General features: G+C 64.8%; 14 protein-coding genes. 7 read left to right on the top strand and 7 right to left on the bottom strand.

The window, feature by feature from the left end; translation table 11 throughout:
* Window positions 1–122: 122 nt before the first annotated feature.
* The 4 genes from FJW04_RS00565 (at window position 123) to FJW04_RS00580 (ending at window position 4,066) form a co-directional block, all read left to right on the top strand.
* Window positions 123–1,292, top strand: a complete 1,170-nt coding sequence (locus FJW04_RS00565) for an AI-2E family transporter (protein WP_015314446.1) — start codon at window positions 123–125, stop codon at window positions 1,290–1,292.
* A 70-nt stretch (window positions 1,293–1,362) separates the two neighbouring features.
* Complete coding sequence (locus FJW04_RS00570; RefSeq protein ID WP_140711721.1) at window positions 1,363–2,196, top strand: arylamine N-acetyltransferase; 834 nt, start codon at window positions 1,363–1,365, stop codon at window positions 2,194–2,196.
* Window positions 2,193–3,194, top strand: coding sequence for an LLM class flavin-dependent oxidoreductase (locus tag FJW04_RS00575; protein ID WP_140711723.1), 1,002 nt, complete (start codon window positions 2,193–2,195; stop codon window positions 3,192–3,194). Before FJW04_RS00570 ends, FJW04_RS00575 begins: the two co-directional genes overlap by 4 nt.
* Before the next feature lie 77 nt (window positions 3,195–3,271).
* Window positions 3,272–4,066 (top strand): inositol monophosphatase family protein, encoded by a 795-nt coding sequence (locus tag FJW04_RS00580; RefSeq protein WP_140711725.1) that lies wholly within the window; start codon window positions 3,272–3,274, stop codon window positions 4,064–4,066.
* Between the two features lie 47 nt (window positions 4,067–4,113).
* Here FJW04_RS00580 and FJW04_RS00585 read toward each other — a convergent pair whose 3' ends face one another.
* Complete coding sequence (locus FJW04_RS00585; protein ID WP_140711727.1) at window positions 4,114–5,133, bottom strand: LacI family DNA-binding transcriptional regulator; 1,020 nt, start codon at window positions 5,131–5,133, stop codon at window positions 4,114–4,116.
* Between the two features lie 221 nt (window positions 5,134–5,354).
* Between FJW04_RS00585 and FJW04_RS00590 the strand changes: the two genes are divergently transcribed.
* Genes FJW04_RS00590 through FJW04_RS00600 form a run of 3 tightly spaced genes read left to right on the top strand, consistent with a single transcriptional unit; the run spans window position 5,355 to window position 9,216 of the window.
* The gene (locus tag FJW04_RS00590; protein WP_140711729.1) at window positions 5,355–6,941 is read left to right on the top strand and encodes a sugar ABC transporter ATP-binding protein; all 1,587 of its coding nucleotides are present in this window, start codon (window positions 5,355–5,357) and stop codon (window positions 6,939–6,941) included.
* Window positions 6,938–8,251, top strand: coding sequence for an ABC transporter permease (locus tag FJW04_RS00595; protein ID WP_140711731.1), 1,314 nt, complete (start codon window positions 6,938–6,940; stop codon window positions 8,249–8,251). Before FJW04_RS00590 ends, FJW04_RS00595 begins: the two co-directional genes overlap by 4 nt.
* Complete coding sequence (locus FJW04_RS00600) at window positions 8,248–9,216, top strand: substrate-binding domain-containing protein (RefSeq protein ID WP_015314453.1); 969 nt, start codon at window positions 8,248–8,250, stop codon at window positions 9,214–9,216. Before FJW04_RS00595 ends, FJW04_RS00600 begins: the two co-directional genes overlap by 4 nt.
* 115 nt (window positions 9,217–9,331) lie before the next feature.
* Here FJW04_RS00600 and FJW04_RS00605 read toward each other — a convergent pair whose 3' ends face one another.
* From FJW04_RS00605 to FJW04_RS00630, 6 genes are read right to left on the bottom strand one after another with little or no spacing between them, the layout of a single operon-like run.
* Window positions 9,332–9,793 carry a MarR family transcriptional regulator gene (locus FJW04_RS00605; RefSeq protein ID WP_140660160.1) on the bottom strand — a complete coding sequence of 154 codons (462 nt, stop codon included), beginning with the start codon at window positions 9,791–9,793 and terminating at the stop codon, window positions 9,332–9,334.
* Window positions 9,790–10,374, bottom strand: a complete 585-nt coding sequence (locus tag FJW04_RS00610) for an amino acid synthesis family protein (RefSeq protein WP_015314457.1) — start codon at window positions 10,372–10,374, stop codon at window positions 9,790–9,792. Before FJW04_RS00610 ends, FJW04_RS00605 begins: the two co-directional genes overlap by 4 nt.
* Entirely contained in the window at window positions 10,367–11,251 is an 885-nt protein-coding gene (locus tag FJW04_RS00615) for a UPF0280 family protein (protein WP_140711733.1), read from the bottom strand. Before FJW04_RS00615 ends, FJW04_RS00610 begins: the two co-directional genes overlap by 8 nt.
* Complete coding sequence (locus FJW04_RS00620) at window positions 11,251–12,792, bottom strand: 6-hydroxynicotinate reductase (protein WP_140711735.1); 1,542 nt, start codon at window positions 12,790–12,792, stop codon at window positions 11,251–11,253. The genes FJW04_RS00615 and FJW04_RS00620 overlap by 1 nt, the downstream gene beginning before the upstream one ends.
* The gene (locus FJW04_RS00625; RefSeq protein ID WP_140711737.1) at window positions 12,789–15,542 is read right to left on the bottom strand and encodes a molybdopterin-dependent oxidoreductase; all 2,754 of its coding nucleotides are present in this window, start codon (window positions 15,540–15,542) and stop codon (window positions 12,789–12,791) included. The genes FJW04_RS00620 and FJW04_RS00625 overlap by 4 nt, the downstream gene beginning before the upstream one ends.
* Window positions 15,539–16,393: a xanthine dehydrogenase family protein subunit M gene (locus tag FJW04_RS00630; protein WP_015314461.1), complete on the bottom strand. Its 855-nt coding sequence runs from the start codon at window positions 16,391–16,393 to the stop codon at window positions 15,539–15,541. Before FJW04_RS00630 ends, FJW04_RS00625 begins: the two co-directional genes overlap by 4 nt.
* Window positions 16,394–16,501: the final 108 nt, after the last annotated feature.

Consider the following 16,501-nt stretch of genomic DNA (forward strand, 5'->3'; position numbering starts at 1 on the left):
ATTGACGGCGCCCGCTCGGCGGCGGCCACGCCGTCAGTGCCGGCTAACGGAACCTTGAAGCCGCGCTGGCGTTTCCGTCTGCGGATTGCATCAGTTGTGATGTGCCCGCCGAGGGGATCGCGATGAAGGCCGAACCCACCGCTTTGGGCGCAGGCGTTGCCGAAGCCGAAGAATCGCGAGTGGCGGCGCGTGCCGATACGCGTCTCATGCGCTCGTTGCTCATCGGTATCTTCCTGTTCATGACCGTCTATGCGCTCTATTTCGCGCGCGCTTTTTTCATGCCGGTCATTCTGGCCTTCCTGCTGGCGCTGACGCTGACCCCGATCGTGCGGCTGCTGCGCAAGCGCGGCATTCCCGAAGTGGTTTCGGCGACGCTTCTGGTGCTTGTGTCGATCTTCGTCTTCGCAAGTGCAGGCTATGTGCTCAGTGGGCCTGTCATCGATCTCATCAACAACACATCGTCCATCGGCCAGCAGCTGACCGAGCGATTGGCGCAGTTGCGACGGCCGCTCGAGAGGATCATGGACATCGCGCACCAAATCGAGGGGCTGACCGAGACATCGCAGGAACCGGGTGTGCAAAAGGTCGCGGTAGCGCAGTCCGGCTTCTTCTCGTCGGCGGCGAGCAACATCCTGTCGGCTGGAACAAGCCTGACCATCATCTTCGTGCTGTCGCTGTTCCTGCTCGCCTCGGGCACGATGTTCTACGAGAAGATCATCCAGTCCTTCGCCAGCCTCACCGAAAAGAAGCGGGCGCTGCGCGTCGTCTACGACGTCGAGCGGGAAATCTCGCACTATCTGCTCACCGTCACCATCATCAACACCGGCCTCGGCACGGTCATCGGCCTCGGCCTGTGGGCGCTCGGCATGCCCAATCCGTTGGTCTGGGGCGCGGCGGCCGCCCTGCTCAATTTCCTGCCCTATGTCGGGGCCATGATCACGCTTGTCCTGGTCACCGTCATCGCGCTCATCACCTTCGACACGATCGCCTATGCGCTGTTGGCGCCTGCTTTCCTGGTTTTGTGCGACATCATCGAAGGCCAGTTCGTGACGCCGATGGTGGTCGGGCGGCGGCTCGAGATCAACGCCGTGGCGATCTTCATCGCCATCGCATTCTGGTCATGGCTGTGGGGCTTCGTCGGCGCCCTGATGGCGGTGCCGCTGCTGGTCGTCGTCAAGGTGTTCTGCGATCACTTCGAGAGCCTCAGCCATGTCGGCAATTTTCTCGCCGCCCAACACACGGCGGTCGTTGAGGACGAAGCCGACGAGCAGGACGCCGCGGCAGCCGGATAACCGGCGCACGGTTTGCGACGGCGGGATCGAATGCCTATATCCGGCCGATCAGTGCCCGGTGCCCTTCCCGATGAATGACGTTCCCTTCGACCTCGACGCCTATTTCGCCCGGATCGGCCATGCCGGTTCCGGACAAGCTTCGCTCGACACGCTGAAGACGCTCCATTTCCTGCATCCGCAGGCGATCCCGTTCGAGAATATCGATCCGTTTCTGGGACGCCCGGTCGGATTGGATGTCGCCTCGCTGCAGGGCAAGATCGTCCTTGGTGGGCGTGGCGGCTATTGCTTCGAGCACAATCTCCTCTTCATGCACGCGCTGAAGGCGCTCGGCTTCAAGGTCGGCGGCCTTGCCGCGCGTGTGCTTTGGGGTCAGAGCGAGGACGCCATCACGGCGCGTAGCCACATGCTTTTGCGCGTCGAACTTGACGGCCACACCTATATCGCCGACGTCGGATTCGGCGGCCTGACGCTTACGGCGCCGCTGCTGCTGAAGCCCGGCCGGGAACAAAAAACGCCGCACGAGACATTTCGCATCGTCGAGGCCGGCGATCATTTCCGCCTGCAGGCCTTGATCGGCGGCGACTGGCGCTCGCTGTATCGCTTCGACCTGCAGCCGCACTATGAGGTCGACTATTCCGTCGCCAATTACTTCCTGTCGAACAACCCGGCATCGCATTTCCTCACTTCCGTCATAGCGGCCCGCGCCGCACCCGACCGGCGCTATGCGCTGCGCGGCGATCGCCTATCGATCCATCACGTCGATGGCCGCACCGAGCAGAAGCAGATCGCCACCGCCGCCGAACTTGCCGACACGCTGGAAGGCCAGCTCGGCATCACCATTCCCGACCGCAAGGCCTTCGAGGCCCAGGTGCGCGAGAAGAAGATCGTGGAGACCAGTATATGACCGAACTTTCCGTTCTCGACTTGTCGCCGATCGTCGAAGGCAGCGATGCCTCGCAATCGCTCGCCAATTCGCTCGATCTCGCCCGCCACGCCGAGCGGCTCGGCTACAAGCGCTACTGGCTGGCCGAACATCACAATATGCCGGGCATCGCCAGCGCGGCCACATCGGTCGTCATCGCCCATGTCGCCGGCGGCACCAAAACCATTCGTGTCGGCGCCGGCGGCATCATGCTGCCCAACCATGCGCCGCTGGTGATCGCCGAGCAATTCGGCACGCTCGCCGCCCTGTTTCCCGGCCGCATCGACCTTGGCCTCGGTCGCGCTCCCGGCACCGACATGAACACGGCGCGCGCGCTGCGCCGCAATCTCGAGGCCGGCGCCGACAATTTCCCGCAGGATGTCGTCGAGCTGATGGGCTATTTCCTGCCGGCCGAGGAAGGCCAGCGTCTGCGTGCCGTGCCCGGCGAGGGCCAGACGGTGCCGATCTGGATTCTCGGGTCGAGCCTCTACGGCGCGCAGCTCGCCGCCATGCTCGGCCTGCCCTACGCCTTCGCCTCGCATTTCGCGCCGGCGGAACTCGATCATGCGCTGGACATCTACCGCTCGCGCTTCCAGCCGTCGGAGCAGCTCGAAAAGCCGCATGTCATGCTCGGCCTCAACGTCTTCGCGGCACCCACCGACGCAGAGGCGCGGCTGCTGTTTACTTCGCTGCAGCAGGCCTTCGTCAATCTGCGCACCGGCAGGCCCGGAAAATTGCCGCCCCCGGTCGAGAACTATGACCGGGATCTCGACCCTATGGCCAAGTCCATGCTCAGCCAGGCGCTGTCCTGCGCCGTCGTCGGCTCACCGGAAACAATCCGGCAAGGCATCGATACGTTCGTGCGCCGCACCGGCGCCGACGAGTTGATGGTCACGGCGCAGATATCGGACCACGCCGCCCGCGTGCGCTCCTTCGAGATTTTGGCCGAGGCGCACAGATCGTTGTCGCAAGCGGCCTGAAACAGGCGGCCTGGAGCTTTTGCCGACGTCGATGCTCTGCTAAGTGCGGGGTATCCTTCGCAACAGCGAGCCCTGCCTTGCCCCATGATCTCGATAGACGCGAGCAGTTTGCCATCGACCTGGCGCGGCGCGGCGGCGAACTCGGCCTGAGATATTTCCGCGATCTCGACAGCCTGACCATCGAGAGCAAGGGCCATCAGGACCTGGTCTCGCAGGCCGACCGCGAGGTCGAGCTGTTCATCCGCGCTGCAATCGCCGCCGACTATCCGCAAGACGGCATCATCGGCGAGGAGCACGCCTCGGTCGCCGGCTCGACCGGCCATGCCTGGGTCATAGACCCCATCGACGGCACCGCCAATTTCGTACGCGGCATTCCGGCCTGGTGCGTGGTGATCGCCTGCGCAAGGGATGGCGAGACGATCGTCGGCGTCATCCACGAGCCGTCGACCGGCGAGACCTTCCATGGCCGGCTGGGCGGCGGTGCCTTCGTCAACGGCAGGCCGATCAAAACGAGTGCGGCCACCAGCTTGCAAGAAGGCTCGGTGGGCACCGGCTTCTCAAACCGGGCCGAAGCCGAGAACATCGCCGTGCTGATCAAGAAGATCCTGGCCGAGGGCGGCGTCTTCTTCCGCAACGCGTCAGGCGCGCTGATGCTTGCCTATGTCGCCTCGGGCCGGCTGCTTGGCTATGTGGAAGAACACATGAACCCCTGGGACTGCCTCGCCGGCATGCTGCTGATCGAGGAGGCCGGCGGCACTGTGCTGAAGGCGGATCCGAAGACAGTGCTGCAGAGCGGGACGCAAATTATCACCGGCGGCAAAGGCATCTTTTCGAAGCTGCAGGAACTGTGTTCCGGGGTCTTCACGCCCTGATCAAATCCCGAGAATTGCCCGAAAACCGCTTCACACTTTCGGCATGCTCAGGCGCTCACGCTCTGCACCACTGTCCCCAGCGGGCGGCATGAATTGCGGATCATCAAACGGCCCTTGAGGACGAGCTTGCGTGGCGGCGCGTCCCTGTTGCCAGCGAGACGGTCGAGCAGCAGATTCGCCGCCTGTTCGCCGATCGCCTGCACCGGCTGCGCCACCGTCGTCAGTTGCGGCTGGAACACGTCGGACCAGGGAAAATCGTCGAAGCAGGCTACCGAAATGTCCTCCGGACAGGACAGGCCGATGTCGCGGATCGCTTTCATCGTGCCGATCACCATCGGGTTGTTGGCCGAGAAGATGGCGCTTGGCCGGTCATGCAGCGACAGCAGCTGCATGGTTGCGTTGTAGCCGTCGATCTCATGGAAATTACCGGAACGAACCAGTTCCTCGGCCATCGGCAAGCCGGCGGCCTGGAGCGCCTCGCAATATCCGGTCATCCGGTCATGCATGGGTGAAATATCCGAGGTGCCGGTAATGTAGCCGATCCGCCGATGGCCGAGATTGATCAGATAGCTGATGGCGTCGAACACCGCGCGCTGGTTGTCGAGAACCACGGCGTCGGTGTCGACGCCGTCGCACAGACGGTCCAGCAACACGACCGGCACATTGGCGTCGACGACGATCCGCTCGAGGATCGCGCCGTCACCGACGCGCGCCACGATCAGCCCGTCGACCATGCGGTCGAGCAGTAGCCTGATCTGGTCGTCCTGGGTGTTCAAATCCTCGTCGGTGCAGCACAGCATGACGGCATAGCCGGCGCGGTCGAAGGCCTGCTGGATCACCGAAACGACGGCGGTGAAGAATGGGTTGGTGATGTGCGGGACGGTCAGGCCGATGGTGCGGGTCGTGCCCATCTTCAGGCTGCGGGCGATGGCGTTGCGCTTGTAGCCGATATCGCGGATTGCCTGTTCGATACGCTGGCTGAGTTCCGGGCTGACGGTCGCCGTACCATTGATCAGCGCCGACACGGTGGCGACCGAGACACGCGCGGCCTCCGCCACGTGAAGCATGGTGGGCGCGGTGGATTTGCGCTGTTTTTTTCGCCCTGACGCTGTCATTTTCGAAACGTTTCGTCCCCCCTCTGCCGCCAATACCTACGGAATCCTGTCTTTTTAAGCAAGAATCGAAATGCATCAAACTTCTGGCACCTGATATCGGCTTGACACTATCGAAACGTTTAGATTAGCGTTTGCCTGGAGTTGACGACGACGGAAGGGAGGCCGCCATTGTCATGCAAGAGAGCAGTTCCCCTTCTTCGACGCGCAATGCGGCATCGGATCGGCCGGACATCGTTCTGAGCGCCGAGCACATTTCCAAGAGCTTTGGCGGCATCGCCGCGCTCGTCGATGTCGGCTTCGAACTGCGACGCGGCGAGGTCCATGCCCTGATGGGCGAGAACGGCGCCGGCAAATCGACGCTGATGAAGATCCTCTCCGGCGTCTATACCGGCTATGAAGGCACGGTCAGCGTCGATGGCCGGCCGGTCGGCTTCGCCGGCGTGCGCGACGCCGAGGATGCCGGCATCGCCATCATCCACCAGGAACTCAACCTGGTGCCGGAGCTCAGCGTCGCCGACAACATCTTTCTTGGCCGTGAAAAGCTGATCGCCGGGCTGATCGTCGACCGCAAGGCGAGCAGCCGCGCGGCAAGCGCCCTCCTGCAGCGGCTCGGCATCGAACTCGATCCGGACGCTCGCGTCGGCGCCTTGCGTGTCGGCGAACAGCAACTGGTCGAGATCGCCAAGGCGCTGTCGATGTCGGCGCGCATCCTGATCATGGACGAGCCGACCTCGGCCCTGTCGCCGGCCGAATGCCAGCGGTTGTTCCGCATCATCGGCCAGCTTGCCGATAGCGGCGTCGCCATCGTCTACATTTCGCACCGCATCGACGAGGTGATGCATCTGGCCGGTCGCGTCACCGTCTTCCGTGACGGACGCCATGTGCTGACGCGGCCGATGGCCGAACTCGACGAAAACGCCATCATTTCGGCGATGGTCGGACGGGACCTGCTCGCATCCTCCCAAGGTGAGCGGGATCCCGGCGGCAGGACCGTGCTTTCGGTCAGCGACCTGTCGCTGTCGAAGCCCGACCGCCAGGGCTGGCGGCAGGTGGTCGGCGGCGTCAGCTTCGATCTGACCGCCGGAGAAATCCTCGGCATTGGCGGGTTGCTGGGCTCAGGCCGCACCGAGATCATGGAAGCGATCTTCGGCTCGAGCGATGGCCGTGCCGGCGGCGAGATCCTGCTCGACGGCCAGCCGGTGGATATCCGTTCGCCACGCGATGCAAGACGCCTCGGCATCGCGCTGGTGACCGAGGACCGCAAGACGCAAGGCCTGCACCTGCAGGCCTCGATATCGGACAATGTGGCGCTGCCGCTGGTCGGCGCGCTGGCGCGCTTCGGCATCCGTTCGGTGGCCGGAGAGCAGGGGCTGGCGCGGCAGGCGGTCAAGGCGCTCGGCATACGCTGCCGCGACATCGACCAGCCCGCCGGCACGCTGTCGGGCGGCAACCAGCAGAAGCTCGTCATCGGCAAGTGGCTGGCGACCAGGCCCAGGGTGCTGTTGCTCGACGAGCCGACGCGCGGCATCGATGTCGGCGCCAAGCGCGAAATCTACGACCTTATCTTCCGGCTGGCGCGCGATGGCCTGGCCATCGCCGTCATCAGCTCCGAGCTGCCGGAATTGCTGCATCTTTCCGACCGCATCCTGGTGATGGCCGACGGCCGCCAGACAGGCATCCTTTCGCGCGACGCGGCGAGCGAGGAGGCCATCATGCGCCTCGCTGCACCGCGCCGGACCCTATCGAGACCCGCCGCATGACCGCACTGAAACTCCTGTCCCGCACCAAGCTCTACTGGGGCCTGATCGCCATCTTCCTGATCGGCGTGCTGGGTTCGCCGGTGAGTTCCAAGGGCAACAACATCTTTCTGTCCTACGGCAATCTGCTCGACGTGCTGCGCCAGGTGTCGACCACTGGGCTGATCGCCACCGGCATGACCGCGGTGATCATCACCGGCGGCATCGACCTTTCCGTCGGTTCGCTGATGGCCATCTGCTCGGTGGTGTGCGCAATGCTGCTGACGGTTCCGGGCGTGACGCCCGGTGTCGTGCTCGGCGTGCCGACCGTCGCGCTGGTCGCGCTGTGCCTCGGCTTCGTCGTCACGCGCTTCATCTTCCTCAATGTGGAGAAGTCCCGCGCCGGCGCGGATGCCGCCGTTCGCGATGTCAGGCTGGACACCGTTCGCGGGCTGGTCACGCCGGCAACCGTCGGCGTCGTCCTGTGCTGTCTTTCGCTGTGGTACCTGTTGCCGCAGATCGAGCCCAAATTCGGCGTTCTCGGCGTGCTGCTGGTGGCGCCCTGCGTCGGCCTGCTGTTCGGCGCCATCAACGGTTTCATCATCGTTGGCGGGCGGCTGCAGCCGTTCATCGTCACGCTGGCGATGATGGTGACGGCGCTCGGCATCGCCCGGCTCACCGCCGGCCAGAACAATGCCGTGCTGCCGGTTTATACCGGTTCCAACGCAACCGCCGATTTCGAGCTGCTGCGCTCGCTGGTGTTCGGCGTCATCCCGATGCCCGGCCTGTTCTTCCTCGGCGCCATCGTCATCTATGGCGCGGTCCTGCGCTTCACGCCGTTCGGCCGCTATGTCTATGCGATCGGCGGCAACGAGGAGGCGGCCAGGCTCTCCGGCATCGCCGCCGGCCGCGTCAAGATCGCCACCTATGCCATATCAGGCCTGCTCGCCGGAATCGCCGCGGTGCTCTACGTGGCGCAGTACCGGCAAGGCAAGCCGGATGCCGGCGCCGGGCTGGAACTCGACGCCATCGCGGCCGTGGTCATCGGCGGCACCAGCCTGATGGGCGGACGCGGCAGCCTGATAGGCACCTTCTGCGGCGTGCTGATCTTCGGGCTGCTGTCCAACATATTGCAGCTCCACAACATCAATTCGAACCTTCAGCTGGTGCTGAAGGGGATGATCATCATCGGCACCGTGCTCGTGCAGGAGCGCAACGCCGGCGATCTCATGGCCTATCTGCGCCTGCCCGGGGCGGCGCACAAGGAAACGGCCGCCGCAAAACGGCCGTCGCAAGAGACACCGTCTCTCAATCTCGGAGGAAACAAGAAATGAAACGACGTGACATGCTGAAGCTTGCCGCACTCGGCGCGGCATTGCTGACCACCACGGCACTGCTCTCCACCGGCCATGCCTTCGCCCAGGACAAGAAGTGGAAGATCGGCTTTTCGCAGGTGACCACCATCGAGCCCTGGCGCGCCCAGTTCAACAAGGACATCATTGCCGAGGCCGCCAAGCATCCGGAGGTCGAGCTGATCATCACCGACGGCGAGGACAAGACGGAGAAACAGGTCGCCGACGTCGAGAACCTGATCCGCCAGGAAGTCGACGCGCTGCTGGTCTCGCCGAAAGAATCCGCCGGCCTGACCGGCGTCGTGCAGCAGGCGATCGACGCCAAGATCCCGGTCTTCGTGCTCGACCGCAATGTCGACACCAAGGACTACACGCAGTTCGTCGGTGGCGACAACAAGCTGATCGGCCGCGCGGCCGGCGAATACGCCGTCGAACTGCTCGGCGGCAAGGGCAAGGCAGCGGGCAATGTCGTCGAGATCTGGGGCGGCATGGGCACCCAGCCGGCGCATGACCGCCATGACGGCTTCCATGAATTCACCGACAAGGAACCGGGCATCAAATATTTGCTCGACCAGCAGTCGGGCGACTGGAAGCAGGACCAGGCCTACAATCTGATGGCCAACGCGCTGAAGACCAACGAGAAGATCGATCTCGTCTACGGCCACAACGACCCGATGGCCTACGGTGCCTATCTGGCCGCCAAGGATGTCGGCCGCGAGAAGGACATCAAGTTCATCGGCATCGACGGCCTGCCCAACGAAGGCGTGCAGATGGTGAACAAGGGCGAGCTGACGGCGACCTTCACCTATGTGACCCCAGGCGCGGAAGGCTTGCGCCAGGCGATCAAGTTCCTCAACGGCGAGAAGGTGGAAAAGACCATCACCTTGCCGACGCAGAAGATCACCAAGGAAAACGCCGCCCAGGTGCTGAAAGACAACGGCCTGTGAGTTTTCGCCGGAGATAAGCGCCGGCCCAAGGTCCAGGTCTTCGTCCGAGGGACAGCTTGGCACCTTCCTCTCCCCCGTCGATCGGGGGAGAGGAAAGGATCTCGCCGCCGCCGCTCTACGCCAGCTTCGCCAGCAGCTTCATGAAGGTGGCGATTTCCTTGTTCGTGAGCGGCGCCAGCGTTTCCTGTGTGATTTCCCGGGCAAGCGGGATCAGCCGCTCGATCGCGTCGCGACCCTCGGCCGTCAGATTGACCAGCAGGCGCCTTTTGTCGACCTCATGCCGGGACAGCTCGACCAGGCCACGCGCCTTCAGCCGGTCGATGACGCCCTTCACCGTCGCGGCATCCATGGCGATCAACGTGCCAAGCTGGTTCTGCGAGGTCTCGCCGACATCGCGCAGCTTGGCCAGTGCGGCGAATTGCGGCGGCGTCAGATCGGCGATACGGGCGGCGAAGATCGAGACATGGCGCTGGTGCGCCTTGCGCAGGATGAAGCCGACCTGTTCCTGCAGGAGGTAGTCGTGATCGTCGGCCTCTTCGGTCTCGACCAGCTTGAGCAGGTTGTCCTCGCCGCTCACCGCAGCCCGTCCCAGGCTTTTATGTCATCCGCAGCGAGGCCACCCATGCGGTTGTGGATGCGCGGGCCACAGGTCATGGCGAGGCAGAACAGTATCTCGTCAGGACGCGGGCCGTCGCTGATGCCGACCTCCATGGCGTCGAAATGGCTGCGCACATAGGCGGCGTTGATGTGGCCGAGCGGTACGTCGAGCTTTGATCCGAAGGCGCCGACCTTTTTGGCCGAGGGCACGATCGCCTTGGCATCGCCCAGCCGCTCGCGCATCGCGTAACCGCCGGGTACATGCCACAACGCGCCGTGTTCCAGCTCGCCTGCGCTGCCGACAATGGCGCCCTTGCCGTAGCCGTCGATCTGTTTCACGTCGCCGCCGAGCGCCGCGATCAGCCGGTCGGCAAGAAGCAGGCCGAGCGGCTTCAGATCGTCCATGGCGCTCTGCAGCTCCTCGACATAGCGCCCGGCGAAAGGGTTCTTGACCACCGCCATGGCGGCGGCACGCCGGCGCGGCACGTCAGTGACAGGCCCACCGTCGTGAAAAATCTCTTCGCTCAGCACCGCGATCTTGCGGATCGGAAACTCAGGCATGGGCAACTTCCTCCGGTTCATGCTTGTTGGGCGGGCCGAGTGCAACGGAGCCACTGATGCGGGCCTCCCCGCCGAGAAACAGCGCCGATGCGGCAATCAGGCCGCGCCGGCGAAAATCTTCGGCGACGGCGAGGCCATTGTCCAGCGCCCGCGCCACCTCGCCAGAGGCAAGCGTGCCGACGCCTTGTGTCACCAGCCGTGCGCCAAGATCGCTGTCGGGCGACAGGTCGCTTGCGGGAGTGCGCCTGATGGCGGGATTGCCGGGCAGGTCGACGGCGTTGGCGATAAGCGTCGCCGCCGCATCTGCCTCGGCGCCGGTGCGCGCGAGCACGGTGACGGCATCGGCAATGCCAAGCGAGAAGGAGCGGCCACGCCAGCCGCTGGTTGCGACACCACGCACCCCATCTTGCGCGCGGATCGTGATCCGGTCGGCCATGCCGTTGCCGGTGCCGGCGACCACCAAGCCAATCGACGTGGCCTTGTCGAGATGGAGGGCACTGTCGCCGCCATTGTTGACATAGGCGCGGTCGAGCTTGCGGCCGGCAAGCAACGCGGCAAGCATTTCGTCGGCTACCGATCCGGCGACGGCGGCCATCGGCGTGATGAAGCATTCCGCCAGGGGCATGACGGCTGCTTCCATGCGGCGCGCCGTCGGGCCGGTGAAGGTTCGCGGCGCCAAGAAAAATGCCGGGAGGCGCAGTTCGGGAAGCTCCTCGACCAACTCGATCAGGATCGTCTGGAAGCGCGCGACGGCTTGGGCATAGGCGGCGCGACACTCGTCAGCCTCGCCAAAGGCCTCGACGATCAGGTCGATCGGCCCATGGTTGAGATGCAGCCGCTTGCCATCCTGCAGCCAATGCGCTTGCGGGCCCTCCATCAGCCGGCCCCATCCGAGCCCGCGCGGCGCAACTGCGCCAGCGGCGGCCATGGATTGCTGGCCAGGGCACCCGTGCCGCGCCGGGGATTGAGGTACTCCCCGCCCTTGGCGACAATATCCGCGACGCTGCGGATTTCGGCCTCGTAGCCGCCAAGCCTGACATAGTCGTCGCGGCGCAGCGTGAACTCGATCGGCGCCACGAGCGCCGGCGTCGGCACATAGCCGAAGGCGCCTGGCGGAACCCTGGTGACATCGACCATCAGCGTGATGCCGCCACCCGGCCAGACATAGACCGGCGCGCCGCCGACGGTGACGTAGGTTTTCAGGCCTTGCACGGAACGGGTGAGATTGACCGGGTTTTCGGTGACGCCGGCACGCAGTGACCCGCCGGCGCCGCCGATGAACAGCACGGTGCACAAAGCCGGCTCGCAATTGTCCTCGATCAGGTTGACCGATTTTTGCAGCCGCTCCGGAAACGGTTTTTCGACCGGTTTCAAGTCGTCGTCGAGCTCGTAATAGGCGAACTGCTCGCCGGTGGTCGAAACCATCAGCAGCGACAAGCCCGGCCGCGCGCCCTTCTTGGCGTTCCATTCGCCGAGGATCGACAGCGGATCTGAAATGCTGGTGCCTCCCCAGCCGAGGCCGGGCTCGGAGACCTTGAAATAGCGGCCCGGTGTCGAGCGGCGGCCGACGATCTTGATACCGGTATCCTGCCAGCCCAGCACCTTGCCGGCCTGGTGTTCGGAAACGACGCCGGTAATGTGGTCGTCGACCACCACCACCTCGTCGACCAGCCCGCGCCATTGCGTGGCGAACATGCCGATGGTGGCCGAACCGCAGCCGACGCGCATGCGATGTTCCTGCTTGCCGTCGATGACGGGTGGTTTGCCGGCTTCGACAATGACCGTGGCGCCGCCGTCGATGGTGAGTTCCACCGGTTTGCGGTTGCACAGGTTGAGCAGCGCATCGCAGGTGGCGCGGCCTTCCGCCTTGGAGCCGCCGGTCAGATGATGCACGCCGCCCAGCGACAGCATCTGCGAGCCATATTCTCCCGTCGTGACATGGCCGATGGCTTCGCCCTCAGCCCGCACAACAGCTGTTTCGGGTCCGATATGACGGTCGGTATCGATCTTCACCTTGACGCCGCAATAGGAGAAGATGCCTTCGGTCACCACGGTGACGAGATCGACGCCTTCCACTTCCTGGCTGACGATGAAGGGAGCGGGCTTGTAGTCGGGATAGGTTGTGCCGGCGCCGATTGCGGTGACGAAGCGGCGGCCGGTGTTGATGAGTTCGCCATCCCACTGCTCGCCCTCGGCGACAAAGGGCACCATGGCGGCCCCGGTCTCGGCCGCATGGTCGAGGATGGTCAGCGGGTCCACGCGCACGATGCGGCCCGCGATATTGCCATAGCGGTCGCAGGCTCCGGTGCGTCCGTCAGCGATGTAGCACATGACGGGACAGGCGTCGCAGCGGATCTTCTCCGCCACCAGCTTCTCGCCGGGATCATGGGTTTCGAAACGCTCGGCAAGCTCGCTCATGCGCGTGCCTCCTTCTCGCGGATGGCCGCCAGGATGCGGCTTGGCGTTGCCGGCACTTTGGTGACCAGCACGCCGGTGGCGTGACGAATGGCATTGAGGATCGCCGGCGCCGTGGGGATCAGCACGTGCTCGCCCAGGCCCTTGGCGCCGAACGGCCCTTCGGGATCGGGCACCTCGACAAGGATGGTCTCGATCGGCGGCACGTCGCCGATGGTCGGGATGAGATAGTCATGCAAATTCTCGGTCCGGCCGGGGATGTATTCTTCCATCAGCGCCATGCCGATGCCCTGAGCTATACCGCCCTCGATCTGGCCCTCGACCAGCAGCGGGTTGATCGCCTTGCCGACGTCGTGCGCGGCGATGATCCTGATCAGCGTGACCGTGCCGAGCCTGAGGTCGACCTCAAGTTCGGCGATCTGCGCGCCATAGCCATAGACCGCATAGGGTTTGCCCTGGCCCTTGGCATCGAGCGGCAGCGTCGGCGGGTCGTATGTCTCCTCGGCGTGGAAGACGAAACCGTGCGCATCCACGTCGAGTAAGCCAACATCGATGCTTCGTGTCGCCTCGCCTTCGCGGATGACGATCGCCGGGCCATCCAGTTCAAGCGAAGCCTTGTCCGAGACATTGGCAAAGCGCAGGATCTTTTCGCGCAGGGCGCGTCCTGCCTTCTCGGCCGCCTTGCCGGTGACGAAGGTCTGGCGCGAGGCCGAGGTCTTGCCAGCATCGGGACTGATCGCCGTATCGGCGCTCTTCAGCCGGAATTTTTCCAGCGGCAGGCCGAGCGCGTCGGCGCAGATCTGCGTTATGACGGTGTTGGACCCTTGACCGATATCGACCGCGCCCTGGTGCAGGATGACCGCGCCGTCAGCCGCGATGCCGACCCGGATGGTCGACGGATTGGGTAGCGAGGTGTTGCCGCAGCCATACCAGCACGAAGCGACGCCGACGCCGCGTTTTCTGTCTAGGTTGGCGCTGTTGAAAGCGTCGGCATCGGCTGTCGCCCGCGCCCAATGCGGTCGCAACGCTTCGAGGCATTCGGCGATGCCGACTCCGGACTCCAGGACCTGCCCGGTAACCGTTTCGGATCCGTTCCGAAGACAATTCTTCAGGCGAAAATCAAGCCGATCGATACCGAGCTTGCCGGCGAGCTCGTCATAGAGCGTCTCTTGCATGATCGTGGCCTGCGGCACGCCGAAGCCACGGAAGGCACCGGCAATCGGCCCATTTGTGTGGATGGCGCGGCCCTCGGCGCGGTAATTCGGCGTGAAATAAGGACCGGAGGCATGCACCGGCACGCGGTTGGCGACCGTCGGCCCCCAGCTCGCATAGGCTCCGGTGTTGAAATCGCCTTCGAAGATCATGCCTGTGACATGGCCCTCGGGATCCGCGCCGACGGAGGCCTTCATCCGCGCCGGATGGCGCTTGGTGGTCGACATCATGGATTCGTTGCGGGTGTAGGCGAGGGCCGCGGGCCGCCCGGTCTTCAGCGCGACAAGGCCGATCAGCGGCTGCAGGGAAACGTCGAGCTTGGAGCCAAAGCCACCGCCGGTCGCGGTCGGCACGATGCGCACCTTGTCGACGGCAAGGCCGAGCACTTTCGCCGTATCGTCGCGATCCATGTAAGGCGCCTGCGTGCAGGCGACGACGACGAGCGTGCCGCCGTCGAGATATGCATAGCCGGCTTCCGGCTCGATATAGGCGTGCTCGACATAGGAGGTTTCGATCGTATCGCTCGCGATGAACGCCGCATCGGCAAGTGCCGACTCGGGATCGCCGCGTTCGACGAAGCCCTTGGTCAGCAAATTGGCCGGGCGGTTTTCATGGATCAGCGCCGCACCTTCGGCCTGCGCATCACCGGGCTGGAGAACATGCGGCAGTTCGGTCCAGCGGACGGGGAAATCCGACAGATCGAGATCGAGGATCGCCTCGCGTTCGCCGGCGACCAGCGCGACAGCCTCGCCGCGAAGCCGGGCAAAGCCCTCGGCCAACGCCGGCTGGTCGGCGAACGGGCCGATAACGCCGAAACAGTTTTTTCCCGGGATATCGGCTGCCGTGAAAACACCCTTGATACCGGGATGGCTGCTTGCCCAGCCATCGATGTCGCCGAAGGCGAAGCCGGCATGATGATGCGGCGAGCGGATCACCAGCACCGCAAGCGCATCGGCCGGAAAGGAATCGCCGCCGAATTTCTCGGCACCGGTCACCTTTGGCACACCGTCGAGCCTGACCGGCGACGCGCCGATGGCCTGGCCGGACCGAGGCAGACGGAAGTCCAGGCTCGCGGTCTGGAGGGAAGCCTCCATCACCGCGGTGATGATCTTGCGGTAGCCGGTGCAGCGGCAGAGGATGCCGCCCAACGCATCCTGTACCTCGGTCTCGGTCGGCCTGGGTTTCGTGTCCAGCAGCGCTGAACCCGCGACCAGCAGCGCCGGCGTGCAGATGCCGCATTGCGCGGCGCCATGCGCCAGAAACGAGGCTTGCAGCGCCGACAGGCGCCCATTGGCGAGGCCCTCGACCGTCGTCACCATAGTGCCGGAAGCGGAGGCCGCCGACATCAGGCAGGCGCAGACGGGAGCGCCGTCGACCAGCACCGTGCAGGCGCCGCAGTCGCCGGCGTCGCAGCCGACCTTTGTTCCGGTCAGCCGCAATTCGTCACGCAGCACCGAGGACAGCCGGCGCAGCGGCGGCACGTTGACCGAGACAGCGGCGCCATTGACCGCGAAGGCGATATCGGCGCGTTCCATGCTCATGCGGCCACCTTGTCGTCCGTGGGCTTGCCCGCGGCCTCAAGCGCGGCGCGCGCAACGATCTCGCGCACCGCGTCGAGCCTGTATTCGGCGCTGCCGCGCACATCGGCAATCGGCTGCAGCTCAGCCATCGGCGCAGACCTGACCGCGGCAACAAGCCCGGCGTCCAGGGGAAGCCCGAGCAGCGCCGCCTCGACACCGGCAAGCCGCCTCGCCACGGCCGAACACGAGCCGACGGCGACGGCCGCCTGCGCGACAGTGCCATTCTCGGCAACCAGACGCACCGCCACCATGGCAATGGAAATAACGAGATAGCGCCGCGCCCCGAGCTTGACGAAGGCCGATGTGCCGGCGGGCTTCGGCACGTGGATGGCCGTCAGCATCTCGCCAGGCCGCAAGGCCGTACGGCGGTTGCCGAGGATGAACGCCGACAAGGGCAGACGGCGCGTCGCCGTCGCCGAGCGCAGCTCGACCTCGGCATCAAGGACCAGCAGCCCCGGCACACCGTCGGCGGCCGGCGAGGCGTTGCAGAGATTGCCGGCGACCGAGGCGACGTTCTGGATTTGTGGTGAACCCACTTCCCGCGCGGCCTGTTTCAGCGCATCAAAGGCCGGCGGCAACGGATGGCGGATGATGTCGGTCCATGTCGTGCGCGCGCCGATGATCCAGTGGCTGCCGGTCTCGGCGATACCGCGCAGCGCTGTCAGGCCGTTGATGTCGAGGACATTGTCACGAAATGGTTTGCTGCCCTGCGCCGGATAGAAATCCGTACCGCCGGCAAGGATACGCCAAGCGCCCCCGCCAAGCAGCGCGAGCGCCTCGTCGACCGTGGTGGGTTTCGCGTAACGGATCACGCTTTCCTTCCCAATAAGGTGGGCCTTCCCAATAAGGTGGGGCTTCCCGATAAGGTGGGGCTTCCCGATAAAATGGGCTTTGCCCGAAACTGGCCCTCCCGAGGCACT

The sequence above is a fragment of the Mesorhizobium sp. B2-7-3 genome (assembly GCF_006440715.1).
GTDB lineage: Bacteria > Pseudomonadota > Alphaproteobacteria > Rhizobiales > Rhizobiaceae > Mesorhizobium > Mesorhizobium australicum.